The sequence below is a fragment of the Puniceibacterium antarcticum genome (assembly GCF_002760615.1).
In the GTDB taxonomy this organism is placed as follows: Bacteria; Pseudomonadota; Alphaproteobacteria; order Rhodobacterales; family Rhodobacteraceae; genus Puniceibacterium; species Puniceibacterium antarcticum.
In genome coordinates this window covers 1-25,693 of sequence record NZ_AWWI01000109.1, presented here as the reverse complement: position 1 = coordinate 25,693, position 25,693 = coordinate 1, and the positions used below count along the sequence as shown (strand labels likewise).

General features: G+C 59.8%; 29 protein-coding genes and 1 pseudogene. 13 read left to right on the top strand and 17 right to left on the bottom strand.

Annotated elements, in window-relative coordinates; genetic code table 11:
• The first annotated feature begins 63 nt into the window (after positions 1–63).
• Both P775_RS15315 and P775_RS15310 read left to right on the top strand, forming a co-directional pair.
• On the top strand, positions 64–1,224 hold the full coding sequence (locus P775_RS15315) for a trans-sulfuration enzyme family protein (protein WP_180287458.1): 1,161 nt from the start codon (positions 64–66) through the stop codon (positions 1,222–1,224).
• Positions 1,221–2,216, top strand: a complete 996-nt coding sequence (locus P775_RS15310; protein WP_143520924.1) for a ketoacyl-ACP synthase III family protein — start codon at positions 1,221–1,223, stop codon at positions 2,214–2,216. Before P775_RS15315 ends, P775_RS15310 begins: the two co-directional genes overlap by 4 nt.
• A gap of 595 nt (positions 2,217–2,811) precedes the next feature.
• Here the strand turns inward: P775_RS15310 and P775_RS15305 are convergent.
• From P775_RS15305 to P775_RS15270, 8 genes are all read right to left on the bottom strand, one after another.
• A complete protein-coding gene (locus P775_RS15305) occupies positions 2,812–3,228 on the bottom strand; it encodes a hypothetical protein (RefSeq protein ID WP_245875714.1) in 417 nt (138 codons plus the stop codon).
• Positions 3,221–3,475, bottom strand: coding sequence for a type II toxin-antitoxin system prevent-host-death family antitoxin (locus P775_RS15300; RefSeq protein ID WP_245875713.1), 255 nt, complete (start codon positions 3,473–3,475; stop codon positions 3,221–3,223). Before P775_RS15300 ends, P775_RS15305 begins: the two co-directional genes overlap by 8 nt.
• A 75-nt stretch (positions 3,476–3,550) precedes the next feature.
• The gene (locus P775_RS15295) at positions 3,551–3,697 is read right to left on the bottom strand and encodes a hypothetical protein (RefSeq protein WP_245875712.1); all 147 of its coding nucleotides are present in this window, start codon (positions 3,695–3,697) and stop codon (positions 3,551–3,553) included.
• A gap of 13 nt (positions 3,698–3,710) precedes the next feature.
• Positions 3,711–3,941: a WGR domain-containing protein gene (locus tag P775_RS15290; RefSeq protein ID WP_245875715.1), complete on the bottom strand. Its 231-nt coding sequence runs from the start codon at positions 3,939–3,941 to the stop codon at positions 3,711–3,713.
• 20 nt (positions 3,942–3,961) lie between these two features.
• Complete coding sequence (locus P775_RS15285) at positions 3,962–4,246, bottom strand: hypothetical protein (RefSeq protein WP_099911785.1); 285 nt, start codon at positions 4,244–4,246, stop codon at positions 3,962–3,964.
• Positions 4,243–5,139, bottom strand: coding sequence for a hypothetical protein (locus P775_RS15280; protein ID WP_143520923.1), 897 nt, complete (start codon positions 5,137–5,139; stop codon positions 4,243–4,245). The genes P775_RS15285 and P775_RS15280 overlap by 4 nt, the downstream gene beginning before the upstream one ends.
• A 301-nt stretch (positions 5,140–5,440) precedes the next feature.
• Positions 5,441–5,809 carry a hypothetical protein gene (locus P775_RS15275; RefSeq protein WP_099911791.1) on the bottom strand — a complete coding sequence of 123 codons (369 nt, stop codon included), beginning with the start codon at positions 5,807–5,809 and terminating at the stop codon, positions 5,441–5,443.
• A gap of 260 nt (positions 5,810–6,069) precedes the next feature.
• Positions 6,070–6,954, bottom strand: coding sequence for a LysR family transcriptional regulator (locus P775_RS15270; protein WP_099911783.1), 885 nt, complete (start codon positions 6,952–6,954; stop codon positions 6,070–6,072).
• A gap of 125 nt (positions 6,955–7,079) precedes the next feature.
• On the opposite strand from P775_RS15270, the gene P775_RS15265 reads away from it, so the two are divergent.
• From P775_RS15265 to P775_RS15250, 4 genes are read left to right on the top strand one after another with little or no spacing between them, the layout of a single operon-like run.
• Positions 7,080–8,030 (top strand): Bug family tripartite tricarboxylate transporter substrate binding protein, encoded by a 951-nt coding sequence (locus P775_RS15265; protein WP_099911782.1) that lies wholly within the window; start codon positions 7,080–7,082, stop codon positions 8,028–8,030.
• On the top strand, positions 8,027–8,536 hold the full coding sequence (locus P775_RS15260; RefSeq protein WP_245875711.1) for a tripartite tricarboxylate transporter TctB family protein: 510 nt from the start codon (positions 8,027–8,029) through the stop codon (positions 8,534–8,536). The genes P775_RS15265 and P775_RS15260 overlap by 4 nt, the downstream gene beginning before the upstream one ends.
• A 3-nt stretch (positions 8,537–8,539) precedes the next feature.
• The gene (locus P775_RS15255; RefSeq protein WP_099911780.1) at positions 8,540–10,051 is read left to right on the top strand and encodes a tripartite tricarboxylate transporter permease; all 1,512 of its coding nucleotides are present in this window, start codon (positions 8,540–8,542) and stop codon (positions 10,049–10,051) included.
• Positions 10,051–11,646, top strand: coding sequence for a gamma-glutamyltransferase family protein (locus P775_RS15250; RefSeq protein WP_099911779.1), 1,596 nt, complete (start codon positions 10,051–10,053; stop codon positions 11,644–11,646). Before P775_RS15255 ends, P775_RS15250 begins: the two co-directional genes overlap by 1 nt.
• A gap of 352 nt (positions 11,647–11,998) precedes the next feature.
• Here the strand turns inward: P775_RS15250 and P775_RS15245 are convergent, their stop codons facing one another.
• From P775_RS15245 to P775_RS15210, 8 genes are read right to left on the bottom strand one after another with little or no spacing between them, the layout of a single operon-like run.
• Positions 11,999–13,546, bottom strand: coding sequence for a class I adenylate-forming enzyme family protein (locus P775_RS15245; RefSeq protein ID WP_099911778.1), 1,548 nt, complete (start codon positions 13,544–13,546; stop codon positions 11,999–12,001).
• Positions 13,543–14,325 (bottom strand): VOC family protein, encoded by a 783-nt coding sequence (locus tag P775_RS15240; RefSeq protein WP_099911777.1) that lies wholly within the window; start codon positions 14,323–14,325, stop codon positions 13,543–13,545. The genes P775_RS15245 and P775_RS15240 overlap by 4 nt, the downstream gene beginning before the upstream one ends.
• 12 nt (positions 14,326–14,337) lie before the next feature.
• A complete protein-coding gene (locus tag P775_RS15235; protein WP_099911776.1) occupies positions 14,338–14,742 on the bottom strand; it encodes a PaaI family thioesterase in 405 nt (134 codons plus the stop codon).
• A gap of 23 nt (positions 14,743–14,765) precedes the next feature.
• The gene (locus P775_RS15230; protein WP_099911775.1) at positions 14,766–15,782 is read right to left on the bottom strand and encodes a zinc-binding dehydrogenase; all 1,017 of its coding nucleotides are present in this window, start codon (positions 15,780–15,782) and stop codon (positions 14,766–14,768) included.
• 25 nt (positions 15,783–15,807) lie between these two features.
• A complete protein-coding gene (locus tag P775_RS15225; protein ID WP_099911774.1) occupies positions 15,808–16,791 on the bottom strand; it encodes an ABC transporter substrate-binding protein in 984 nt (327 codons plus the stop codon).
• A 46-nt stretch (positions 16,792–16,837) separates the two neighbouring features.
• A complete protein-coding gene (locus P775_RS15220) occupies positions 16,838–17,683 on the bottom strand; it encodes an ABC transporter permease (RefSeq protein WP_245875710.1) in 846 nt (281 codons plus the stop codon).
• Positions 17,680–18,423, bottom strand: coding sequence for an ABC transporter ATP-binding protein (locus P775_RS15215; RefSeq protein ID WP_099911772.1), 744 nt, complete (start codon positions 18,421–18,423; stop codon positions 17,680–17,682). The genes P775_RS15220 and P775_RS15215 overlap by 4 nt, the downstream gene beginning before the upstream one ends.
• Positions 18,420–19,163: a GntR family transcriptional regulator gene (locus P775_RS15210; protein WP_099911771.1), complete on the bottom strand. Its 744-nt coding sequence runs from the start codon at positions 19,161–19,163 to the stop codon at positions 18,420–18,422. The genes P775_RS15215 and P775_RS15210 overlap by 4 nt, the downstream gene beginning before the upstream one ends.
• 308 nt (positions 19,164–19,471) lie before the next feature.
• Here P775_RS15210 and P775_RS15205 point away from each other — a divergent pair, with 308 nt between their 5' ends.
• The 7 genes from P775_RS15205 to P775_RS15175 all read left to right on the top strand — a co-directional run bounded on the left by P775_RS15205 (position 19,472) and on the right by P775_RS15175 (position 25,467).
• Positions 19,472–19,993, top strand: coding sequence for a MarR family winged helix-turn-helix transcriptional regulator (locus tag P775_RS15205; RefSeq protein WP_099911770.1), 522 nt, complete (start codon positions 19,472–19,474; stop codon positions 19,991–19,993).
• Positions 19,994–20,069: 76 nt separating this feature from the next.
• Complete coding sequence (locus P775_RS15200) at positions 20,070–21,659, top strand: UbiD family decarboxylase (protein WP_099911769.1); 1,590 nt, start codon at positions 20,070–20,072, stop codon at positions 21,657–21,659.
• Between the two features lie 68 nt (positions 21,660–21,727).
• Positions 21,728–22,684: an ABC transporter substrate-binding protein gene (locus tag P775_RS15195; RefSeq protein WP_218967713.1), complete on the top strand. Its 957-nt coding sequence runs from the start codon at positions 21,728–21,730 to the stop codon at positions 22,682–22,684.
• An 8-nt stretch (positions 22,685–22,692) separates the two neighbouring features.
• The gene (locus P775_RS15190) at positions 22,693–23,490 is read left to right on the top strand and encodes an ABC transporter permease (protein ID WP_218967712.1); all 798 of its coding nucleotides are present in this window, start codon (positions 22,693–22,695) and stop codon (positions 23,488–23,490) included.
• Positions 23,481–24,269, top strand: coding sequence for an ABC transporter ATP-binding protein (locus tag P775_RS15185; protein ID WP_099911767.1), 789 nt, complete (start codon positions 23,481–23,483; stop codon positions 24,267–24,269). The genes P775_RS15190 and P775_RS15185 overlap by 10 nt, the downstream gene beginning before the upstream one ends.
• Positions 24,270–24,283: 14 nt before the next feature.
• Positions 24,284–24,847 (top strand): TIGR02444 family protein, encoded by a 564-nt coding sequence (locus P775_RS15180; protein WP_099911766.1) that lies wholly within the window; start codon positions 24,284–24,286, stop codon positions 24,845–24,847.
• The gene (locus P775_RS15175) at positions 24,844–25,467 is read left to right on the top strand and encodes a UbiX family flavin prenyltransferase (RefSeq protein ID WP_099911765.1); all 624 of its coding nucleotides are present in this window, start codon (positions 24,844–24,846) and stop codon (positions 25,465–25,467) included. Before P775_RS15180 ends, P775_RS15175 begins: the two co-directional genes overlap by 4 nt.
• 12 nt (positions 25,468–25,479) lie before the next feature.
• Here the strand turns inward: P775_RS15175 and P775_RS15170 are convergent.
• Positions 25,480–25,693 (bottom strand): annotated as a pseudogene (locus tag P775_RS15170) (IS66 family transposase zinc-finger binding domain-containing protein); the annotation flags it as partial.

Sequence of the window (25,693 nt, the reverse complement as noted above, 5' to 3'; positions counted from 1 at the left end):
GCCATGGCCGAAGAACTCGCGGCCATCAAATCAACCGTCGCACTTCAAACTTGAATCCAAGAGGTGCCTGGTTGGGTTTATAGCAGAATCGACAATCCGACGGTCAGCCAGCTTGAGAGAACCATTGAGGCACTCGAAAGTTACGGCGCAGAATTCAACTCCACCGCCACAGTATTCTCATCGGGAATGGCGGCCTTGTTCATGGCCGCCACGGCGCTTGTCGCCCATGACCCTGAGCGGACCAGACCGAATATAGTTTTGCCCTCCGCCTGCTATGGCGGGAGCTACATGCTTTTCAGAGAACGTTTCGAGACCGATCGTGGCATCGAGATACGCTGGATACGAGACTCACTCGATATCGAAGAGTGGAAACGCGCAATCGATCATGAAACGCGTTTCGCACTGTGCGAGGTGCCCTCAAACCCGCTCCTCAGGCTGACCGATATTCCAGCGGTTGCTCGTATTACCGCTGCAAAAAATGTTCCTCTGATGGTCGACTCAACTCTCTCCAGTCCGGCCGTCATGCGACCATTGATCCTCGGAGCAGACATCGTCGTCCACTCAGTCAGCAAGTCGATGTCGGCAAGTGGCCTGAGTATTGCCGGGGCCGTGGTGTCACGGCCGAACATCAGCTGCTCGCATCCCCGGACTGAAATGCGGGAGGATTTCGCAGGTTTCCTCAAGAGAGGGCCGCAGCGCGATTGTGGCGTCATTCTGAGCCCCTTCAATGCACTCCAGAGCATTACGGATCTGCGAAGCCTCAGGGAACGCATGAACACGATGGGGAATTCTGCTATGCGTCTTGCAGAATTATTTTCGCAACATCCGGCTATCAGTGAAACCTTTTATCCAGGTCTGCCTGGAATGCCTGGACACGATATCGCGAAACGAGACATGATCATGGTGGACAGCAACCTCGATGAGGGGGGGCAAAGAAACAACTACGGATATCTTGTCTCGATACGTATGCGGGACGGGATACAAGCCGCGCGAACGTTCATTGACAACCTTGAGATATTCTGGCGCGCAAACGATCTGGGAAGAATAAAGAGCACCGCGACGATCCCGTCTATTTCAACACACTCCCAGCTCAGCGAGTCTGAAAAGACACTCAGCGGGATCCCAGGAGACCTCGTAAGATTAAGTGTCGGCTGTGAACATGTGGATGACATCCTTCAGGATGTGGAGCGCGCCCTGGACAGCGTAATGCGGGTTGCGGCGTGAAATCCGATGTCTTTATAACCGGAATAAACGGCTATCTTCCATCAAGGTCTTATTCCGTAGATGAAGCGATCCTTAGTGGTCAATATGATAGGGAAAGGGCACTGACCGACAGGTTTACCTCGGTAAGAATAGAGGATGACCTCAGTTCTCCCGAGATGGCTTTGCGTGCAGCTAGGCCCTTGTGCGAGACGGAAGATCCCAGTGGGATCAACACATTATACCTAACGGGGATTCATCGTCACGGTCACAAACTGCTGTGGCCAGCCGCAAGTTATCTCCAGAACGAATTGAAGCTGAAGAGCCGAACACGTGCCATGTCAATCAGTCAGGGTTGCAACGGAGCATTTGTTGCGGCGTCCATTGCCTTCGACTTGATCAGCTCAGGTGTGCCCGGCGAACATATCATTGTCGGTTCCGATCGATTTTCAGGATCTGCCTTCGACAGGATTAATTCAGATTTGGGCACTCTATACGGTGATGGGGCAATCGCCATCAGGATGGGGTCAAGTAAGGGTGTCTACCGTGTTCTTTGCATGGTGCTGGAATCGGAAACGGGTCTCGAATCCATGTACAGGGATACAAAAACGTCAGTGGAAGGCCCAGGAGATCACGACGTTAAATCCTCTAAACGCGCATATCTTGATCGCGTCGGCCGCAAAGGATTCAACTCTCTTTTCGTACCGGCGCTTCATCGACTTAGATCGATACTACTGGATCAGGTCGATCTTGCTTCCAGTCCAGCTGAATACGTTGTCTACCCCAATGTAGGAGCGGGACTGAGCGCCCAGCTCTATGCTGGTGCTATATCCGATCTAGCACATCGTGATATGTGGGAATTTGGCAGAAGTATTGGCCACACGGGAACATCGGATCAATTTCTGGGCCTTTGGGAGCTCAACCGGACAGGCAATCTGTCATCGGGAGATCGCGTCTTGCTGATCGGCGCGGGCAACGGATTGGGGCTTGCTGCAATGGTCGTGGAGAAGACATGAAAATATTAGGCAGCCCCGGACTCTGTACCATCGATCTCCTTGCACGACCTTACTGACGCGTCCAGATCAACGGTAATGATCGGATCAGCCCAGTTCGGCTAGGGCCTCATCAGTTTCTCGTGTCCATTCAGCTTCGACCTCCAGCGCAGCGGCAATGCCGCGGCATACAATACGTGCAGCATCCTTTTCGCCACCGGAGACAAATCGATTCTCCGCATTTCCATCGAGTTCGCAGAGTTCCCGGAGCGGAATGCGTATTCCGGGGTGATGCGCCCACCGATTCCGGGGTAGCTTGATATGCAACCGCTGTGGCAACATTCGCAAAAATTATGCTATCGAATGCGTGTATCGAGCATGGGCAACCTGACCTCGCGCAATTCGCGGCACTTGCTGGATAATTGTGTCTGGCAGAAGCGCATTCTCAGAGTGAGAGACTCTTTGCCACACGACCCAACGAAGCGGGTCGCCTGAACCGAAACACTCGCCCGGATCAAACGCCGCCTCGTTCCAGACGTGTACTTTCGCGACAAAGGACTGAGGACGAATTGGATCCACGGGAACAGGTGAAGCTGGGCAGGTGCTGCGTTGATCAAGACTACTTCAACCGGTCGATGACGGATGCCCCGCCCGACCTGGCAAGCGCGATCAGGCTGGACTGGATCCTGGATGTGAATGCTGAGCTGAACGCACCGATGGGCGTGCGATCCTCCCAGACATAGGACCGCTCCAGGATGTCCGTGTTGATTTCGTCCAGCATGATCCATTTGCGGACATGGGTATCAAGCCCCACGCGCTGCGACTCTATCTGTGGCACCTCGATGGATTTTCGCGAGGGCAAGGGCGGCTGCGTGGTGATCGGCAAGATGAACACCACGGTCTCACCATCGGCCCTGGCAACGGTGACGGCGATACAGACCGGCCGTGTCTTGCGGCCCTCAGTCTCGCCGGTCAGCTGTTCGCGTTTCCACAGGAACGGGTAGCGGAAAACCTCTCCAGCGGTCGGCCTATTCATCCGCCTGCGTCAAGTCCCGCTCGAGCCCTTCTATCATCAGCGCCTTGAGGTCCTTTGGCATCTCGTCGATCATGTGAGCCTGCTGAGTGGCCCCGCGCGCGAGTTGCTGATACTGATCCATGCTCATCAGCACGAACTTCGGCTTGCGATGCTTGGTGATTGCGATCGGCGAGCGAATGGCCGCATCAAACAGGTCACTTGTGTGCCGCGTCAGGTCGGCGGCCTTGAACTCGGGAAGCTCTTGCATGATCTGGGTCTCCATTTGTGCATAATATACATATATTCTGGATATTCCGCAAGGGATGGAATGAGCGCCCATCTGTCATCCGAACCGCAGTCCGGGCTCAGTGAAGGTGTATCCGTTGGCGATAACGTCGTCTTCGATCACTTCGTCCGAATTCAGGTGGTCATGCTCGGTTTGAACATGACGATAGAGACAGCGGGCGAGGTCGCGCAGAGCTTCGGTCACGATCGCCTCGGCGTCAGAGGTACCCCTGTTTCACCTTACGCTTCACGACCTCTGACAGAGCATCAACCGCTTGTCCCTCGTCAGGAAAAAACCGGGTTGTGGTTGATCCTGGGCAACCGAGCTGACCAGACTCAACAACAAGAGCGGCCCCTCCGAAGAGATCGGGTTGGACTGTCACAAGATAGAACCGGCGGACAGCCCCCTCGGGGTCCGTTCGCCGCAAACGCAGAACGGTGGGAAACATCTCGATCTGCTGCTGGTCGGTCATTCTGACGGGCTCCATTTGGCGCTGTCATTCAAGAAGTGTTCGTAGCGCTGCGTGGTGATCTGCATTTCCTGAAACACTCTCAGGCGCTCGGCGTCAAGGCAGGCGGTATAGAGCGATGCGTCAAGAAAATAACGCTCAAACTCACCTTTGAATTCCTCGCGGAAGTCTTGCGCCAGCTGGGGCGTCGTCGGTGTCGGCGCGAGCGGTGGATCACACCATTCAGCGAAGGCGGCGCGGGGGATGAGTACGGCCAGCATGGCGAGGATCAAGAGCGGCTTCATCGGGTGATGGTCCCGGCCTTGACCGCCTGACCGTGAACGGCAAGCTGTGCCGCGAACCGGGTGCCGCCATAGGTCGATTGGATCGCAGCAACGCGCTGCTCGTAAGCATCGGGGCCTATCACGCGGCGCAGATCGTTTTCATGGAAAACACGGTTGGTGAAGGGTGCTGCTCGGGCCATCAGCTGAACCGCATCGGTGCAGGCGAGGGTGGGCGCTGCTTCTGGGGCCGGTGCTTCAGGCCTGTGCTGGAACGTGGGTTTGGCTTTGCGCACGAAGGCCACGAGCCACGAAAGGGGCGCTATGGCCCGGTCGTTTCTGACGTTCAGCATGTGAAACCCTTTCCATAGAAATTGAGTATCCATACCCGCGGCCTCGGTGCCTTTCTTGGCATCTTCGATGATCTCGGCGAACGGCGTTTCATAGACTGATCCTGCCCCCTCCAAAATCTGAATGGAAGACGGCGTATCATTATTACTTTTTGTTCCGCTATAGAGAGAAGGCGGCGGTGGACTGCCGGTTACTCGTTTTTCAAGGGAAATATCGGCGTCTTCAACCAGCGCCGGATCCGCGGCCGCGACATCATTTGCGTCCGCGTCATAGACCCTGGAAAATGTGAAAAGGTGGCGGTCGTGGTGGCGGCGCTGAATGGTCAGTCCAAACAGATGCGCCAACTCGTCCAGTGCGCAACGGACGGTGCGGCCGCTGATCCCGGTCATGGTCTGCAACTCCTTCATCGTGAAGGCGGCGTAACCGCGCGGCGCACCTCTGAACTTGCCGTCGTAGCTGATGTAGCCTGCCAAGGCGGCTGCGATGCGCAGCGCGGCGCCCGTCATGGGGGTCCGCGCAAACAAGCGCATGAAATCCCCGCTGTGGGGAATGGTCGATGTGGTCACTTTTCTTTTTCTCGCTCGATAAAGCGAAGCGGTGATCGGGCAAAAGCTTTCCTGTTCGCACAGGTGCGTTTTTTTGTTGCTCGTCATGTTGGGAGGGGGTAGAACCGTAGGCGAATGACTTCTGAGCTTGGGATTGGCGTCCCGGTTCTACCCCCCCCGCAGGTTTCCGCCTCGCGGGGGTTTCTCTTTTCAGTGTGTCGTTTTGCTCCTCGATCGTGATTGCGTTAGCGGATGCGTGAGAGGCGCACTCTGTGCGGGATGTGCCCCAATTGCTGAGTGTGGCGGGAGGCTGCGTACAAGCTTAGTAGTTCACCTGCTCGTGGCCGTAATTCCCGCTGTAGTCCTTCCATTCGACAAAAATTGAGCGGTTGGAAACTGACGGACAAGTGCTGCCGTATCCTTCGGTCCCAGAGTGGGCCGCAGGCAGGTCCGACATGCTGGCTTTGTGCCACGTGTAATCGCCTTGGGTGCCATAGCTGCCGATGCGGACCTTTGATGAACGTATGCAGTCTCTGTCTTTCCCTCTTGTTCTCTGACTGGCTTTAATGTCGAACACGCGGATTGAGCGCACGAAGTCATAGATCGGGTCGGATATATCGATGTCGGCCTCTTGCCCTGCGACCAGTTGCAGGATCGACGTTGCATCCTGGTCGTTGGGATCGCGCAACACGGCGGGGACAGGCGCAAGCGCGACCTCTCGACGCTCGGGCGGGACAGGCTGCACAGACTGCATAGGATGTGAATTTCAAGATCGAATTGACCCATTTTTCCATTTGGAGTCGACCACTCTGAGACATGATAATCTTGCGAAGTGCCAACAAAATTACTCGTAGCCTCTGGGTCATGACATTTCGGAAAGCCGGGTCAATTTCTGGCGGAAATGAACATGATCAGAGCGAAATGAAAAAAAGGGTCAATTCGATCAGGAAGTCAACAGCCAACGCCCAAATCCCGCGCTCTTTCGGTCAACACGCGACGCAAGCCTGTCAGGACCTCCACGCGCGACGATACTTGGCGCTGGACAAGCCCAAGTCTTCGCGTGATGGCGCCTTCGCAGAATGGCCGACAGACAAGCGTTCCCGGCGCCGCGTCGAGAAAGGCGATCTTCGGAACAATCGCAACTCCCAGCCCCGCCTGAACCAGACCAACAACCGAAGGCATTGTGTTGGTTACCGCAATCTCCTTTGCAGCAACGCCAAGCCGCGACAGCTCCGTCTCGATCTGGCGGGCCAGTGGCACGGTGGTCTCGTAACGGATGAACGGCAGATCGTGCAGCAGCGACAATTCGGAGCGCCCCTCGGAGCCGGGTGGGCCAACGAGCACAAGTGGTTCGGACAGCACGGGCGTCCAGGACAGGCTGGCAGGCACGCCGACATGTTCCGCCACAACGGCTGCGTCCAGTCGTCCTGCGGCCACGTCGGACATCAGCGCTTCCGACATGCCCACGGTAAGATCGAAGGACAGATCGGGATAGAGCGCCCACATCGCCGCAAAAGCCTGCGGCACCAGCTGCATCGACACTGTGCGGATTGCACCAATTTTAAGCACACCCGCCGTACGCCCGCCCGAAATCGCCATGCGCGCTTCGGTCATGGTGCGCACAACAGAGCGGGCCGCGCGCAACATTTCCTCTCCCTTGGCATTGATCCGTGGCGGACGTTTCGTGCGATCGAACAGCGTGACCCCCAACTCACCCTCAAGCGCCTGAATTTGCTGGCTTACTGCAGATGACGTCAGATGCACCACACGCGCGGCAGCCGCAAAACTGCCGGTGTCGGCCACGGCCACCAATGTCTGAAGCTGTCGCAGATCCATGCAGTTAGATTAAGCAATGCTGTATTAAAACACAAAAGGAAATCGCTTTCACAAGAGACACTTGTGGACTTAGCGTTAACGCAACACGCGTCCGGAACGCAGATCCCGACAACAAGGAGAAGAAGATGAGTGTTTTCACACGGATCATTGCCGGCGTCGGCCTGGCGGCGTCGACCATGGTGCAGCCCGCCCTGGCGCAGGACTACCCGAACCGACCGGTCGAATTCATAGTGCCCTGGTCGCCGGGGGGCGGCAGTGACACGCTGATGCGGATCATAGCAAACAATGTGACGCCGTTTCTGGGCGCCGAGATGCCGGTGATCAATATTCCCGGTGTCGGCGGCACTGTCGGTCTGACAGAGGCATCGCGCCGCGCCGCCGACGGCTATACGATTAGCCAGGTCCACGAAGGGCTGCTCGCCGCGACGGCAACCGGATTGACAGAGCTCAAGTGGGACGATTTCGACCCGATCGCGCTGATGACTGCATCGCCGCAATACCTCGTTGCAGCCACCGATCAGCCCTACGACACCTTCGAAGGCCTCGTGGAATACGCCCAGGCCAATCCCGGCACGCTGACAATCGGCGTTACGCTGGGTGGCGTGCCGCACCTCCACGCCGCGATGATCGCCGAAGCCTTTGATCTCGACTGGCGCTATGTCGGTTACGAGGGCACGGGCGAACGCGTCCGCGCACTGGTCGGCGGCAATCTGGACCTTGCCATCGGCGACATTTCTTCCTCGCTCCAGTTCGTCGAAAACGGAGATATGACATTCCTGGCGACTGGAGCGCCCGAGCGCTTGGCCCAGACCCCGGACGTACCAACCCTGGTAGAGCTGGGATCGGATCTGGATCTGTCTATCACACGCGGGATCGTGATGCCAAAAGGTGCGCCCGACGCGGTACGCGCCGCTCTGGAGAGCGCGTTGATGGAACTTTCAAAGGATCCGAAATTCATCGAGCAGATCAACAATGCCGGTGCCGACGTCGCGTTCCGCGGTCAGGAGGGCTATACCGCCTATTTGTCAAACCTGTCGGCGTCAGTTGATCGCCTGGCAGAAGTGATTGCGCCTTGAGCCGCACCGCTGCAATGACGATCAAGGAGGAGCCGGGTGAAGTTGCCCGGCTCCTGTCCTACGTTGTCCTTCTTGCTGTATCCTTCGGCCTGTTCCTTGAGGCGCACACGATACCGACTTCACGGTTCGAAATTCTGGGCGCTGGCGCTTTTCCGATGCTGGTCCACGGCACGCTGATCACATTGCTCGTTATTGCCATCGCAGGATCTGTCCGCAGGATTCCCGGCGATGCCTATGGCAGGGTGTCTGCTCAGATCATGGACTGGATCCGGGCGCGCCGTCTGGTCTTTGCCGTATTCAGCTTCCTTGCAATCTACCTTTGGTTCATGCCGGTCGTCGGCTACCCGATCGCGACATTTGCCTTTCTGGCCGTATTGCAGATCACACTGGCGCCAAAGACGCGCAAGTCCGCTGCCATTGCGATCACGCTGGCATTGATCTTTTCATTTGGCCTCAACTGGCTCTTTGCCGAGGTCTTCAACGTCTTTTTGCCGCGGGGTCTTTGAGCCATGGATGCCTTTCTGATCGGCGCGGCGCAGGTGCTTGCGCCTACCACGCTGCTGTACATGCTGATGGGATCCGTCGCAGGCATCATCGCTGCCGCGATCCCGGGCTTTACTGTCACCATGGCCATCGTGCTGACCCTGCCGCTGACCTTCGCGATGGAGCCGTTGCAGGGGATCTCGCTGATGCTGGCGGTCTATGTGGGCGGCTACACCGGCGGGCTGATCTCGGCGGCCCTGCTGGGCATTCCCGGCACGCCATCCTCCGTCGCCACCACGTTTGATGCCTTTCCGATGGCCCGGAACGGAGAGCCCGGGCGCGCCCTGTCCCTTGGAATCTGGGCGTCATTCTTTGGCACAATCATCTCGACCATCGTGCTGATCTTTGCTGCCCCGCCGCTGGCGATCTTTGCGGTAAAGCTGGGTCCGTGGGAATATTTCTCGCTGATCGTGTTCGCCCTGACTATCGTGGCAAGCCTTGTGGGCCATTCGTTACAACGCGGGTTGATCGCCGCAATGATCGGCCTTGCGATTTCGACTATCGGCACGGACCCGATGATGGGCCGCCCGCGCTTTGACATGGGGCTTGAGGTGCTGGTCGCCGGGCTGCCCTTTCTCGTGGTGCTGATCGGGATCTTTGCGATCTCGCAACTGGTGTCAGAGGTCGAGGATGCCGAGGCCATCAAGACCGGCGAAAAGTTGGTCCAAGGCGAGATCGACTTCAAAACCTGGGCCGTGATGCGCGAGGTCCTGATGCGCCCCGTCAATCTGATCCGCTCCTCCCTGATCGGCGTGGCCATCGGTGCGCTACCGGGTGCGGGCGGGTCAATCGCCAATCTTGTCGCTTATGATCAGGCAAAGCGCGGTTCCAAGACGCCCGAAAAATTCGGCACCGGCACCCCGGACGGCATCGTTGCCTCCGAGGCCGGGAATTCCGCCACTGCGGGCGGCGGGCTGATCCCGCTGATCGCGCTCGGCATTCCCGGATCTGCAGTCGATGCAATCCTGATGGCATCGCTCATGGTACATGGCATTTCCATCGGGCCGCGCCTGATCATGGACAATGCCGATCTGGTCTACGGCATGTTCCTGGCCATGGCAGTGTCGAGCCTGATGATGCTGATGATCTGCGTGCTGTCGATGCGCTCCTTTCTGCGCGTGGCCGAAGTGCCGAAATGGGTTGTTGTGCCGATCGTTCTGGTCTGCTGTGTCGTCGGATCCTTTGCCCTGAACAACCGGGTCACCGACCTGTACCTGCTGGGCTTCATCGGCCTGTTTGGTTATGCTCTGAAAGCTCTGGACTACCCCTTGGCGCCGCTTGTGCTGGGCGTCATCCTGGGCCCGATCGCCGAAACGAACTTGCGCCGCGCCCTGATGACTGATCCGGACTGGAGCCTGTTTGTTACCCGCCCCGTCAGCCTGATCTTTCTGATCGCCGCAGTTCTGTCGGTCAGCTGGGCCATCCGCGGAATCATGAAATCCCGAAAACAGACTGAAAAAACTGAGGAACCCCTGTAATGAATATGCGTCACGACGCACTCTATGCCTCTCGCCGGTCACCCGTTTTGGCAGACAACCTTGTTTCGACATCGCACCCGCTGGCCGCCCAAGTGGGTCTGTCGATGTTGGCGCGGGGCGGAAATGCCGTCGATGCAGCGATTGCGGCGGCCGCCACGCTGACCGTCGTCGAACCTACCGGCAACGGGTTGGGATCAGACGGATTTTGCATTTTGTGGGATGGGAAAGAATTGCACGGGCTGAATGCCTCCGGGGCATCCCCGGCGGCATGGACTCCCGAAAGGTTCGCAGGTCAGGAAAGAATGCCATTTCGTGGCTGGGAGAGCGTCTCGGTCCCCGGTGCGATCAGCGCCTGGGTGGCACTGGCACAGCGGTTTGGTACGCTGGATCTACCCACCCTGCTGGCCCCGGCGATCCACTATGCAGAGGAAGGTTTTATCGTATCGCCCATCATCGGTGCGCTGTGGAAACTTGGCGCCGATCAGCTGTCCGGCCAGCCCGGCTTTGCCGAGGCGTTCATGCCAGACGGTCGCGCGCCCCGCGCCGGGGAGCGGTTCCTCAACCCCGATCAGGCGCGCAGCCTGTCGCTGATTGCTGAAACCGCTGGTGCTGCGTTCTACGAAGGTGAGCTTGCTGAAAAAATAGCAGCCCATGCCAGCCAACACGGCGCGTTGCTTACCCAAGCAGACCTTGCTGCCCACAAACCGGAATGGTGCGGCACAATCTCGACCGGGTTCGATGACAACAATCTGCACGAGATCCCGCCCAATGGTCAGGGCATTGCCGCGCTGATGGCTTTGGGCATGCTGGAACATACTTCGGTGCGCGACGCGGGGCCGGATGATCCCGTTTCGCTCCATCTGCAGATAGAGGCGATCAAGTTGGCATTTGCCGACCTGCACGCCTATGTCGCGGATCGCCCTTATATGACAGATCCAACGCCCGAGGATCTTCTGGATCCCGGCTATCTCAAATCGCGCGCGGCGCTGCTGACGCCGGACCGAGCGCAAGCCTATGGTCCCGGCGCACCCCGCAATGGCGGCACTGTCTATCTGTCGGCAGCGGATTCGTCGGGCATGATGGTGTCGTTCATCCAGTCCAACTATGCTGGCTTCGGATCGGGCGTCGTAGTGCCCGGCACCGGCATCAGCCTACAGAACCGCGGGTCCAGCTTCAGCCTGTCACCCGGTCACCAGAACGAGGTGGGCCCCTCCAAGAAACCGTTCCAAACGATCATACCCGGCTTTCTGATGAAGAACGGCCAGCCTAAAATGAGCTTTGGCGTCATGGGAGGGCCGATGCAGGCGCAGGGTCATGTTCAGATGGTTCTGCGGACGCAGCTTTGGGGCCAAGACGTGCAAACCGCAGTCGACGCGCCGCGCTGGCGGTTTGTCGCAGGGCAGGACGTCGCCTGTGAACAGGCAATGCCCGAAGCGACCCGCGACAAACTTGCCGGTCTAGGGCATGTGCTGTCAGTCGAGTCGCCCGACAGCGCGTTTGGCTTTGGCGGTGCGCAGCTGATCGAAACGCTTGAAGGCGGTGGCTATGCCGCCGGGTCCGACCCTCGCAAAGACGGGCAGGCGGTCGGTTTTTGATGCACCGCAGACTTTAAGTCTGCACGTAAAAAAATCGCCACCTGAACGAACAGAGTGATCAAGTCTGAGGCGCGGGAAAATTGTCGACCCGTTTACTTAAAATATGGAGGAACGGTTTTCCGAAGGACAAGGCCGTTCCTTTTTATTGCTACTTTTGGCGATTGGGCTTAGCCGCCGGTCGCTCTGTGTAGTTTGAGATCCATGTGACCTGCCGGACGATTGGTACTGTCTCAATCATCCGGCGGGACGTCATAATTACAGCGGTTCAGGTTAGACTTTCACCGGATATCCGCACCGTCTTCTTTTGAGCAAACACGAAGTCCTGTGCACTTTGTCTCCGGTCAGACCTGAACTATGGCACCGCCTCGCCGTCCGAGTTTACCGCGTCGCGGGCCAGCTGCTTAAGTGCGTTGCGGTCGACCTTGTTGGTCGTGGACAGCGGCAGGCGCGCCATAAACCAGACCCGGCGCGGATGCAGATAGGCGGGCGCATGTTCCAGCGCGTGTTCCTTGACCGCCCTTTCGCTCAGGTCAGCGCCTGTGCGCAGTTGGACAAAAGCCACCGGCTTGGTCCCTTTCAACTCGTCATCCACAGGCACGACGCAAGCCTCGACGATATCGGGGTGGAGTGTCAGCACCCGCTCGACCTCTCCGGGAAAGACATTCTCTCCGCCTGAGACGAACATGTCATCCTCGCGCCCGACGAAGGTGTGGAAGTTATCGGCATCACGCGAAAACACGTCGCCGGTGCGGTAATAGCCGTCCTCGGTGATCGACGAATCCGCCCGCGCGCGGTTAACATAGCCCAGCATCATGCCGGGGCTCCGCAATTCCAACTCACCCCGGTGCGGCGCGTCGGGGCCAGTCAGACGCACCGAGACCTGCCGGTGCGGAACGCCGACGGCGCCGACGGGCGTGGGCCGACCATCGGGATGGTCGACAAAGACCACAGGGCCGCCTTCGGTGGTGCCGTAAGCGTTGATGATACGTGCGCCGGGCATCAGCGCGGCCATGTCGTCCAGCAGTTGCCCGGTGACCGGGGCGGACCCCATGCGCACAGCCTTGACGCTCGACATGTCATGCGCGGCGAGGGCCGTTTTCTCGCGCAGCATCATGGCGATCATCGGCGGCACGGCGGTCAGCCAAGTGCAGCGGAACCGTTCGATGGCGTCGATGTAATGTGGCGCCTTGAAGGCCGGCAGCAGCACGGCGGTGCTGGCGCTCGCACAGACTAGCAGCAGCAGTGCCAGCGCGTTCATGTGATAAAGTGGGGCGGCGATCAGCACGCGCTCTTCGCGCAGGCCGTATTCCGCGATCCGGGTCTCGGCCACCCAGCGGTGCGACCCATGCGACAGCATCACGCCCTTGGGTAGCCCGGTGGAACCGGAGGTGTACAGGATCATCGCGACTTCCTCTGGCGTTGGCGCGATGGCCGTGAATGGCGCGGTTGGCCGCCAACGGTGCCAGTCACCCAGACCCGGCATGTCGAAATCCACGACATCGGCAACGCCCGCGACCGCCTCGGCATCTTCATGGCGGTCTGCGTCGCACAGAACCAGCCGGGCGGCGCAATCGTTGACGATATGGGAAAGTGTGGCGCGGGGAAACTTGTAGTTCATCGGCACAGGCACGATGCCCGCCCGAATCGCCCCCAGCAGCGCCACGACATATTCGGGCCGGTTGGCGGACAGCAGCCCGATGCGGTCACCGCGCACCAGTCCGCGCTCCAGCAGCAGCAGAGCAAAGCCATCGGCCCGTTGATCGACCTCCCGCAAGGTAAAAATGGTCTCGCTTCCGTCAAAGCCATAGCCGATCAGCAACGGTTTGTCCGGGGTATCAGTGGATCCGATCAGCGTGCCGAGATTGATGCCGGGGTCAGCATTGTGGTCAAGGGCCGTCATGCGGTGCCCCGGCAATCAAGTGTGAGGTCCAGCGCCGGGACGCGCAGGGTGCCGTGGCCGCAGGCCACCTCCTCCCAGACGACCCCGTCAAGCGCCTGCGCATTGGCGCTTATCACATCCAGCGACGCGAACCGCAAACCGCAGTTGGTGAACGCCGGGACGGAACCGGTGCTGATGTCGATGGCGATACCCTCGGCCAAGATGCGCCAGCCCCCCGTCCTCTCGACCCGTTCAGAGCGGCAAAGCGCGGCATAGTGCGCAGCCGCAGCTGCAGGTTCGGTGCTGGCGACGCCGATGCTGTCAAAACCGGTAAAGCGGTTGGGATGCGTCATCCATTCCGGCCGCCAGACCAGTGCCGGTGTCAGATGTTCGCAGACATAGACGCGCCCCGCCGGAAACAGATCCTCGGGCACCCGAACGGTGCGGAACTTGGCATCCGCCATGCTGCCGCCCAGATCCACAGGCCGGGAAAAGCTGACCGGATCGGCGGGCGACAGCCCGGCTGCAGCCAGATGCGCATGGGTCGCATCAGCGTCAAAGCTGCGCAGCACGAAGCCGTTCAGCCCCAGCGCAGAGTTCAGCACATCCGCCCGCTGCTTGCCGGTGACAGGCACACCAACCAGTTCCAGATAGGCCCCCTCGACCACCATCAGGTGATTGAGCGAGCCAAGGGAGTGCCGCCCCAGCGGCGTCAGGGTAAAGCCCAGAGCCGTGAACAGCGCCGCCGCCGTGTCGATGCCGGTCAGCGTATTAATGACAATATGGTCCAAGGCTTCCATGACGGTCTCTCTTCAGCTTGCGGGCGTCATGTAGACGCCACGACCGCTGGCCAGCAGCTTGCCGTCATTGTTGGTGATCTCGGCCTCGGCCACAGACACCGTGCGGCCATGTTTGATCACCTTGCCGCGGCAGGTCAGATCACCTTCAAGTGCCGCGCGGTGGTAATCGACCCGTAGGTCGACCGTGGGCACGCCGCGCCCGGTCTGAGACACCAGTGCCCAATCTGCGGTCAGATCCACCAGCGTGGCGAGGATCCCCCCGTGAGTATAGCCGCCCTTGACGTTGACCACCCATTCGGGCCGCCAGGTCGCCCGGAGCTCGATCGTGCCTTCGCCGAGATCCATCACCTTTAGGCCCAGCCATTCATGGAACGGACCCTTGAGCAGCAGGGCCTCCACCTCTTCCTTCGTTATCATGATCTTGTTCTCCTGAGCTGCATTTAGGGTTTGACGACGATCTTGCCCATCACCGTGCGGTTCTCGATTGCGGCCAGCCCTTCGGCGGCCTCTTCCAATGGCACCACGCGGTCGATCTCTGGCTTGAACTTTCCAGCTTGGATCAGATCCATCAGTCCAGCGAGGTCGTCGTCATAAAAACTGTTTGACCCCATGATCTGCAGCTCAAAGCTCCAGATATAACGTAGGTCTTCCTTGGGGTCGAAGCCAGCCGTCGCACCGCAGACCAGCAGTTTGCCTCCGCGCTTGAGGCATTTGAGCGACGGCACCCAAGTGTCGCCGCCTGTGAAGTTGACGACAACATCGACACCGCCCTCATAAGTGCGGCGCTGCGGCTTGCCGAATTTGCCGATCGCCCATTTCGAGAAGTTGTCCTCGTTGTAGTTGACGACATGGTCCGCACCCAGCTCCTTGAGCCGCTCAAGCTTCTCCGCACTGCCCGCACAGGCGATCACCTCGGCGCCCAGATGCTTGGCCAGGATCACGCAACCGGTGCCGACACCGCCGCTGGCGCCCAGCACCAGCACCTTGTCACCCGGTCTGATCGTATTGTGCGTGATCAGCATGCGATGCGCCGTTCCGTAAGCCACGGGCAGCGAAGCTGCATCCTCAAAGCTCACATCGGGGGGCATCATGATCAGCTGGTCGGCTGACACGCGGCAGTATTCCGCCATCCCGCCGTCCAGCATTTCGCCCATCAGCCCCTTGGCTTTGTTCAGCGGGTTAACCAGCACGCGGTCTCCGGGCTTCCAGCCTTCGACCCCCTCACCTACTGATGCGATCTGACCGGCCATGTCTAGGCCGATGATCACCGGCAACGGCACTTTGATGCCCGGCATGCCGCGCACTGTAAAGACGTCGTGATAGTTGAACGACGACGCCCCGACGCGGATGACAACATGGCCGGGGGCATCTTCAGGGATCGGATGGTCATTGGCGACACGCAGCATGTCGAGACCGCCGTGATCGTCGAGCACCAGAGCTTTCATAGTTGAGGACACATTATATTCCTTTGTTTTCTAACGTTCAGTCAATTGACTTGGAGATCTCGAACGGCGCGGTCAGGACCGCATCTTCGGCAAAGTCACCGCTCAGGACACCGACCTCCTTGAAAGTGTCAAAAGTGGTGCTCAGCGATTTCACGTCATCCGGCGTCATTGTCACGATGTAGATGTCGTCCCACAGCGTGGCATATGCATCGGCATCGCTTTCGGACAGAGCGGCGGCATTGACCAGGGCCGAGATCACCTTGTCCTTATTGGCACTGCCATCAGCCAGTGCGTTGCGCATACCAGCGATGATCCGGGCCGCGCCTTCTTCACCGAATTCGTCAAGCCAAGCGTTGCGAACTACGCCCACGGCGAGGATTGGCGCACCGGGGGCTCCGGTGATCTTAGCCCATTCCTCTTTGAAGGATCCGATCTCGCGGAATTCCTGATCGCGCAGTAGCGCCAAGCTGACGGTGCGCAGGGCGGCGGCGTCGATGTCGCCTTGCACCAGGAACTGCGCCAGACGGGAATCGTTACCCGGCACGGCCTCGAGATCGCTACCGGAGATACCGTAGTTCTTGTCCAAGATCGCGGTGGAGATAGAGGCCGTGGCGCTGCCGGCGGGCGACATACCGATCTTTTTGCCGCTCAAATCTTCCATCTTGGTTATGGCGGAATCCTTGGGCACGACGAATTTCAGGTCTGCGACCTGTGTGGCCAAGATGATGCTCATCGGCAGGCCGTCCGCCGTGACGCTCATCGCGCCGCCGGCACTGGCGCCAATGGCAAAGTCGATGCCGCCGGCGGCCAGCGCCTTGGTCGGGGCGTTCACGTCCGGGAAGGTGACGAAAGTGACGTCAAAGCCCTGCGCTTCCAGATATCCGCCCTCCTTTAGGAACGAGCCGAAGCCAAGACTTGAGCCGGAGCTCCAGTAGCCGATCCTGAGGTTCTGCGCGTCGGCACCGTCCGCGGCACTGACGAATGCGCCCATCAGCGCAGCCGCGAAAGAGAGGATTCTCATGTGTCACTCCTTTGGGTATGAGGTTGCAATCGAGTTTAGAAACGGCTCATGGTGCGGCCAGCCTGCGCCAAACAAAGAGCCGCGCCTCGATCGGCTTGAGCACGGCGAATTCCACCGTAAGCATCAGCGCGACAAGGGTGATCGTCCACGCAAAGACCTGATCGGTCTGCACCAGATCTGCCGCCTGCCGCAGCCGGTACCCGATACCGCTGGTAGACCCCAGCGTTTCGGCGATCAGCACCACCCGCGCGCCAAAGCCAAATGCCAGCCGTGCACCCGAAAAGAACTCCGGCATGATCGTGGGCAAGTAGATCTTGAGCAGAATTTTACTGCGGCTCATCCTGAAGGTGCGCGCAAGTTCCACCAGACCGGGGTCAACCTGCTGCGTGCCCTTCCAGACATTGGTCAGGATCAGCGGCATTGAGGTCATGAAAACGACAAAGATGGTCGTGCCTTCGGACAGGCCGAACCAGATCAGCGCGAAGATCGCCCAGATCACCGACGACACGGTATTAATCACGATGACAACCGGTTCCAGAAAGTCGCCGATCCGCCGGTCGAAGCCCATTATTAGGCCCAGCACCGAGCCCACCACCGCCGCGAGAGCAAAGCCCGCCAAAACCCGGCTTAGCGTGACGGTCAAATCCTCCCAGAAGCTCGGTAAGCTGACGAGCCTAATCCACGTTGCGGCCACCCGTTCTGGCGATGGCAGCACAAATGCCGGCACGTTACGTGAGGCCAAATACCACAGCACCACAACCAGCGCCGCCAGCATCACCCGGTTGAAGATCGACTGCTTGAGTGCCGCGACGGATGCTGTTCGCCGGGCTTGAATCGCCCGGCGCTGCGGATCGGGGACATGCATGGCTGATGTATGATTAGTCCGGGTCACAGCAGCGCCCTCAGGCTGCGCACTGCTTCGGTCACTTTCAGCGTCAGCACATCGCGCGGGCGGGGCAGGTCGATCTCGACGACCTCGCGGATGGTGCCAGGGCGGGGCTGCAGGACGACGATGCGGTCCGCCAGCACTACGGCCTCCTCCACATCATGGGTGACAAAGATCACGGTGACGGCATGCGCCGCAGCGATACGCAGCACTTCGCCGTGAATTTGGGTGCGCGTGCCTGGATCGAGCTTTGAAAACGGCTCGTCCATCAGCAGCACCTCGGGGCGGGTGGCAAGACTGCGGGCCAGCGCCACGCGGCTGCGCATACCGCCCGATAGCTCGTGCGGAAACGCCTCGGCGAAATCCGATAGGCCAACCATGTCCAAGGCATCCCGAATGCGCCGAGTCTTCTCTGTTACGGTGATTGGCGCTGCCTCGAGCCCGAATCCTACGTTGCGCGCGGCGCTGCGCCAAGGAAGAAGGCGGTCCTCCTGAAACATCACCGACAGGGGCACCACCGCATCGCCGCCGGCCGGAACACCGCCGATGGCGACATGCCCCTGATCAGCCGGAGTGAGCCCCGCAATGATGTTCAGCAGTGTGCTCTTGCCACAGCCCGAGGCACCGATGATGGCCAAGATACGACCATCCTGCGCCTCGAACCCGATGTCCGACAGCACATGCAGCGGCGCGTCCAGCTTGCACGGGAACCACTTGCTGATACCGCTGAGCGCGACATTGCTCATGTCGCACGAGCCTTCACCATCTCGGCCAGGTTCCAGTTTCCAATCTCGGGGGCGTCGCGTAGTGTCTTCATCACCTTCTCGATGGCCATCTCGCGGAACATGACAACGTGGCGTTCCGCGACCCGCGCGGCCCCGTCGCCGTCATTCGCGACCAGTCGGTCGATGATCTCATTGTGATCTGTGCCCAAGTCCGGGCGCTGCTGCTGCCCGCCATATCCCAGCGCAACTATACGGGTCATTTCGTCCAGTACGGTACCAAGCGTGCGGGTTAGGCGGTCATTTCCCGCTGCGACCGCAATGGCCATGTGAAAGCCCTTGTTGGCCTCCAGAAAGAAGTCGATCTGATTGCCGATGTCGTTGTGGGTCAGCTGGCGGCAGGCCTTTTCCAGCCGCTCAAGCTGGCCGCGCTGCACCTTGCCTGCTGCACAGCGAGTCGCATGGGTTTCCAGCAGCGCGCGTAACTCGAAGATCTCTTCGATATCGCGCAGGGTCAGGGGTTTGATGCGGTAGCCTTGACGCGGGATCGCCTCGGCAAGTCCGGATTGCGCCAGTCTCTGCAGCGCCACCCGGCAAGTGGCGCGGCCCAGGTCGAACCGGGCGCACACCTCAGCTTCGCTGATCGTGGCACCGGGCGGAATGCGGCAAGCAACCACTTCGCGGCGGATTGCCTCAAAGGCATTGCGCGCCTTGGCACCGCCTTCGCCCAGACCCCACCGATCGCGTACACTATCGTTTACCATGACCAAACACTTCCCTGATTTTTAGAGACTGTCCCACTTCAATTCAAAGCGTAGGCAGAGGCTGTGAGCTGCTCAAGCCTGATTCTATATCTGCTCACGAATTTTTTCTGAACTGTTTGATTGATTGCCTAAATAACCATCATAACTTGGGAAAACCAATTAAAAACGGCCCAAATATTATACTATTTGTGGAGCTCGAGACTGAATTGATCGTGAAACCCAAACGAATCTTGCCTGATTTCCATAGCAGACACTTTAATTATCTAACGACAAGCTTCGGTGCAGCTGACGTGAAAGAGAGCCCAACTATGGTAAGTAAAAATGCTCAGAACACTGTGGCCGTCACCGCGAACGGCGCGCCTATGAGTCTGGACGACGCATCGTTCGGATACGTTGCGGCGCTTCTTTCGCGGTTGATGGCTCAACTGCTCAAGGCGCGGAACGGGCCGAACGGTTTGCTGCCGGGTCAGTACCCCATCGCGCTGGAACTGCTACACAGGTCGGGCCTGACTCAGGCCGAGCTGTGCCGTTGTGTCCGGGTAGAACAGGGCACCATGGCCAACACGCTCAGACGGATGGAGCGGGACGCGTTCATCGCGCGCTCGCCCTGCCCCAACGACGGCCGCCAGAGCGTCATTCGCCTGACATCCAAAGGGCTGGCGCTAACCCGCACCGCGATGGGGAATGTCGAAGAAATCAACCGGCTGGCGCTGGGGGCTTTTGATTTTGAGACGCAGGCGGAGCTGCGGCGCATGATGGTTTCCGTCGTCGAACGTGTGGATGCGGCCCTCGGGCTCGAAACATCACATCTGACCCGGGGTGGCGCATGACACCCGCACACTTCGTGCAGAATCCGGCTGACAAAGCAGCCGTACCCCTCAACCGTAAGCAAGGCAGAAGTGACACATGAGCGAGAATTTCCGCGAATTCCTGGAGAGCCTGCGCCAGTGCGGCGAACTGGTAGACCTGCGCCAGCCGATCGACATCCGGCACATCGCCACGTTGGTGGACCAGTCTGACAAGGCGCTGATGTTTCACAACGTCAACGGCTTCAAGACGCCGGTTGTGTCGGGCATCATCCGCAGCCGTGAGCGCGCGATCATGTCAATGGGCTGCAAGACCTACCCCGAGATCGAAGCCAAGTTGCGCCAAGGAATCGACGCGCCCATCGCGTCGGAACTGGTCGAGTCGTCGCCCACCCGCGAGGTGGTGATGCGAGGTAATGATGTGGACCTCTACAAACTGCCGATTCCGATGTCGTCGATTTTTGACGGCGGTCCGATGATCACAGCTGGCATCGTCATGGCGCGCGATCCTGAACACGGGCTTAATTCCGGCATCTACCGATTCATGGTCAAGGACCGTAACACCACCGGTATCGATATCGTCACCCCCAACAATATGCGCCTTTATGCGCAGCGCGCGTTCGAAGCAGGACGACCCCTGCCCATTTCCATCAGCATCGGCACTCACCCATTCGAAATCATGGGGGCAGGCTATCGCGCGCCGCTGGGCATGGACGAGATGGCCATCGCCGGCGGCTTGCGGGGAGAACCGGTGAAACTCGCCTCCTGCGAAACCGTTGACGTGCCCTATATCGCCGATGCAGAGATCGTGCTGGAGGCCGAAGTGCTGCCCACAGGTTGGGTTTATCCCGAAGGACGATTTGGCGAATTCACCCGGCTGATGGGTGGCATCCACTGGAATCCACTGGTCCGGGTCAAGGCTGTGTCTATGCGCAAGGATGCGATCTATTACGCACTGCACATGCCGTGGGAAAACACTTGGCTTGCAGCGCCCACGCGTTATGCCACCGTGCGGCAGGCGCTGAAAACCGCCGGGATCGTAGTCAAGGACATCAATGTCACACTGGGAGGCTGCGGCTTCTGGCATACGGTGATCTCGATCAAGAAGCAGGCCGGCGACGGCAAGAACGCGCTGCTGGCCGCATTGTCGGTGCTGGACATGAAACATGTGGTGGTCGTGGACGACGATATCGACGTCTTTGACCCAATGGATGTGGAATGGGCCATCGCCACGCGGGTGCAGGGCGACAAGGACATCATGATCGTGCCCTACGCCCGCGGCAAACCGCTGGACCCCAGCCTGCCGCCGACCCCGCCGGGCATCGTGCCGACGACGGCCAAGGTCGGCATCGATGCGACCATTTCCGAAGGCATCCCGAAAGAGCGCTTCCAGCGCATCGCCTATGCCTATGCCGACACCGCCAAGATCGAGGATTACATTGCCGGCAAGGCCGATGAGGGCGGCACTACGGACATCGACATCGACGCGCTGGCCGAAGAGATCGTCGCCCTGATCGAACCCGAGCCAAAATACTACACCGCAATTGCAGAAGCCTTCAGTCATGTCGAGTTCCGCATAGTCTCGAGCGCGCTGGGTCGGCTGCACGAAACCGAACGACTTTGGCAGGACACCACGGGCCGGATGTGCCTGAAAGACTCGCGATTCGCAGCCCGTCCACCGGGCAAATAAACGCGCCACCCGCCAGAGCGGCAAAGTCCCGCGATGGCACAATAACAGGGGAATGAACCATGATGACCATGAAGAAAACTCTGCTTACTATCGCACTGGGACTTAGCCTGGCACCCGCCGCCTTCGCCCAGACGGTGCTGCAGCTTGGCGCGGCACAGACCTCCGCCGGATCGCTGCCGATCGTCGTCGCGCAGCAACAGGGCCTCTTTGAAGAAGTCGGTTTGGTGATTGAACGCACCGATTTCCGCGGTGGCGGCCCCGCCATTCAGGCGCTAGCCGGCGGCAGCATTGAGGTGTGCATCTGCGCCGGTGACCACGCCTTGCGGCTCGAAGAGCAAGGTCTTGGCGGCAAGGTGATCGTCGCCCTTGGCGACCATCATCTCTATGCGCTGATGGCGCTGAGCGGATCGGACGCCGCCGATCTGGAAAGCCTCAAGGGCTCTAAGATCGGCGTCACCTCGGCGGGCGGTCTGGCCGACAATACCCTTCGCTGGGCGATCAAGCAGGCCGGCCTCGACCCCGAAGCAGATTTCGAGATCATCGCCATCGGACGCGGCGGGGCGATGCGCGCTGCCGTAGAAAACGGCGCCATCGACGCTGGCACCTTCACCACACCCGACATTCAGGCCAATCAAGCGCTGGGGGATGTCTACAAGATCGTCTATGATTTCCGGTCCCTGCCCTATGCGGCACAAGGTCTTGTGGCACTCGACAGCTGGCTGACCGCCAATCCCGACAAAGCCCGCGCCGTCGCCGGGGCGACCTACAAGGCGTTGATCATGATTCAGGAGGATCAGTCGGTTCTGGAAAGCGCCGTGAAGGAGATGTTCCCGACGTTCGACGACGCTCTGGTCAAGCAGGTCGCGAGTGACGTCCGCGCCGACTTTCTGTCCGATGACGGCATCGTCGATCCGCAAGCCTTCACTAACATGGTCGAGACCGTCTCGATCCCCGACTCCGCCACCCGGGCTGTGCCCTATGAGGCTGTGATGATCTCTGATTATCTGCCTGCGCCGGTGAACTGATGGCCAGCGTGGACAAAGTAACCCCGATGCCGCCAGGACGCGTCAGGCTCGGCAGCATCATGCCGCTCAGCAGCGTCGCCGCCCGCCGACTGATCCTGTTCTTCGCCTTGGTGGCAGCGTGGGAATTCACAGCGGAATTCCTTGTCAACGAATTCTGGAGCAGCCGCCCCAGCGAGATCGTAATGCGGCTGTTTTCAATGCTCGTCGACGGCACATTGTGGCGCCACACCTCGATAACCGTGCTCGAGGCCTTTGCTGGGCTTTTGCTGGGCGCTGTTGTTGGGACCCCACTGGGCATTTGGCTCGCCAATGCGCCCAAGGCGTCCGAAACTGCGGATCCTTTCATAATGGGACTTTACGGTCTGCCGCGGGTGGCGCTGGCGCCCCTCTTTATCCTCTGGTTCGGCATTGGCCTGCTGTCCAAGATCATGATGTCGTTTACCATGGTGGTCTTCGTATTCCTTCTCAATTCGCGAGAAGGCGTGCGCACGGTCGATCCTGATCTGGTGGATCTGATGCGGTCGATGCGGGCCAAGAGTCTTTATCGCGCCCGCAAGGTGCTGATCCCGGCAATCGTGCCGTGGATTCTGGCCTCCTTCCGGCTGGGCATTGGTCTCTCGTTGATCGGTGCCGTTGTCGGCGAGCTGGTGGGCTCCAGCCGGGGGCTGGGTTGGTACATCCAGAATGCCGGCGGGATGCTCGACACCACGGGTGTGTTCACCGGGCTGGTAGTCCTGATGGTCATAGCGATGCTGGCAAACCAGATGATCGCATTGGTCGAAGCTAGGGTCCTAAGATGGAGATGAGCAAAGTGAACGCCGACAATCGTGCCGTAATCGAGGATCTCAGCATCAGCTTCCCGCGACCGGGGGACGAGGATTTGCTAGTGGTGGAAGCTGTTTCCTTTACAGTCGGCGTTGGTGAATTCGTCGCCGTTGTCGGACCCAGCGGCTGCGGAAAATCGACTATCCTCCGGGTCCTCTCGGGGCTGCTGTCAGCCAATGGGGGCACCGTGCTGATCGACGGGCAGGAGGTGTCGCAGACGCCCGATCACGTCGGCTTCATGTTCCAGAAGGACGCGCTACTGCCTTGGGCCACGATTGACGAGAACATCACCATCGGCGCCGAACTCGGGGGGGTGCCCTTAGAAGACCGGCCAGCCCTAGTGGCGTCGCTGATTGACATGCTGGGGCTGGCTGGTTTCGAAAAGGCCTATCCCAAGAACCTGTCCGGCGGCATGCGCCAGCGGGTGTCGTTAGGTCGGCTTCTGGCCTATCAGCCGACTCTAATGCTCATGGACGAACCCTTCGGGGCGCTGGATTACCAGACCAAAATCCGGATGGGTCGTGAATTGCTGCGCATCTGGGAGGCAGAACGGCGCAGCATCATCTTTGTCACCCATGACATCGAAGAAGCGATCCGTCTGGCCGACCGCATCGTGGTATTTTCTGCGCGTCCGGCGCGCGTTGCTGCGGAATACATCGTCAATCTGTCGCGGCCCCGCAACCTGAGCGAAATGCGCGGCAATGCCGAGTTCAATCGGCTGACCCATGCGATCTGGTCCGATCTGTCAATGCCAACGTGATAGGCCCGGCACCGATGTCCCCCACCAATTCCCCCGGCACCGCCTTGGCAGACTCGCCCCCGGAAAGGCTGAGCGATTTTGCCGTCCGGATCTATGCCTTACCGGATGTGCCGGAGGCCTGTCTGGCTCTGCAAACCCGGCTAGGGGCCGATGTGACCGTGCTGCTGATGGCAGTCTGGATCGGTGCCGTGCGCAGGGCTGACCTGAATGAAGCCACTGCGAGAGACATCGCCGACGCCGTGGCGGGGTGGCGAGACACGGTGGTCTTGCCACTCAGGCGCATCCGCACGACTTTGAAAAAGGCCGTGCCAGAGGGATTTTCCGCAGAAAGCCAGATCATCCGAGACAGCGTCAAGGATCTAGAGATTCGCGCCGAACTGCTGCAGCTTGACCGGCTGGAAAACCTCGCAAAGGGCCTTGAATCCGGATTGGATGTGGCCTCCGAAGCCTGCGCCGCGCGATCACTGCACAACGCAGTTTTGGCCTGGGCCAAGGGCCCACCGGCGCCTCAGGACAGCGCCGCCATGCAAACCCTTGTGGCAGCTGCTCTAGCGGTGCCGGAGAAATCAGCGCCATGAACGCAACCCAAACCCCGTGCGATGCAGTCGCGCCCATACCGACCCCAAAAAGGATGATCATCGCCATCTCCGGCGCCTCTGGCGCAGTATACGGAATTCGGGCCCTTGAACTGCTTAGATCCGTTCCGGGTATCGAAAGCCATCTGATCATCACCCCCTCGGGCGGACGCACGATTCGCGAGGAAACTGACATGACCCCGGCGCAGGTACAGGAACTTGCCGATCAGGTTTACAGTCCGCGCGACATCGGCGCCTCGGTCGCGTCGGGGTCGTTCCGGACACTGGGCATGCTGGTAGCACCCTGTTCGATCAAGACGCTCAGCGGCATTGCCAACAGTTTCGACAGCGAGCTGACGGTGCGTGCCGCAGATGTCTGCCTCAAGGAACGGCGCAAGGTGGTACTGCTGCTACGCGAGACCCCGTTCCACGCTGGCCACATCGACTTGATGGCGCAAGCTACGCGTAACGGGGCCATCATCATGCCGCCGGTGCCTGCCTTCTATCACCGCCCGAAATCCGTAGCCGAGATCGTCGACCAGACGGTGCGCCGGGCGCTGGATTTGTTTGACATTGATCTGCAGGGGACAAAACGCTGGCAGGGAGGCCTTGCGGCCACCTGACCCGGTGGGCCCCATCCGCTCGCAGCGGCGGCAGGACTTCTTGATCCGGGCGATCTGAACCACCTTCATTTGCGCCGCAATCATGTCCAGCAGTTCGCTGACATCCTCGCCCACGACACGTAGGTCGCCGCCACAGTCGGGGCAGCACGCGCCAGGATCAAGTTCGCGGCGTTCCCGCGGGGTCGCATCAGAAACACGTGGTCGGCGGCGCAGTGCGGGCGCAGAG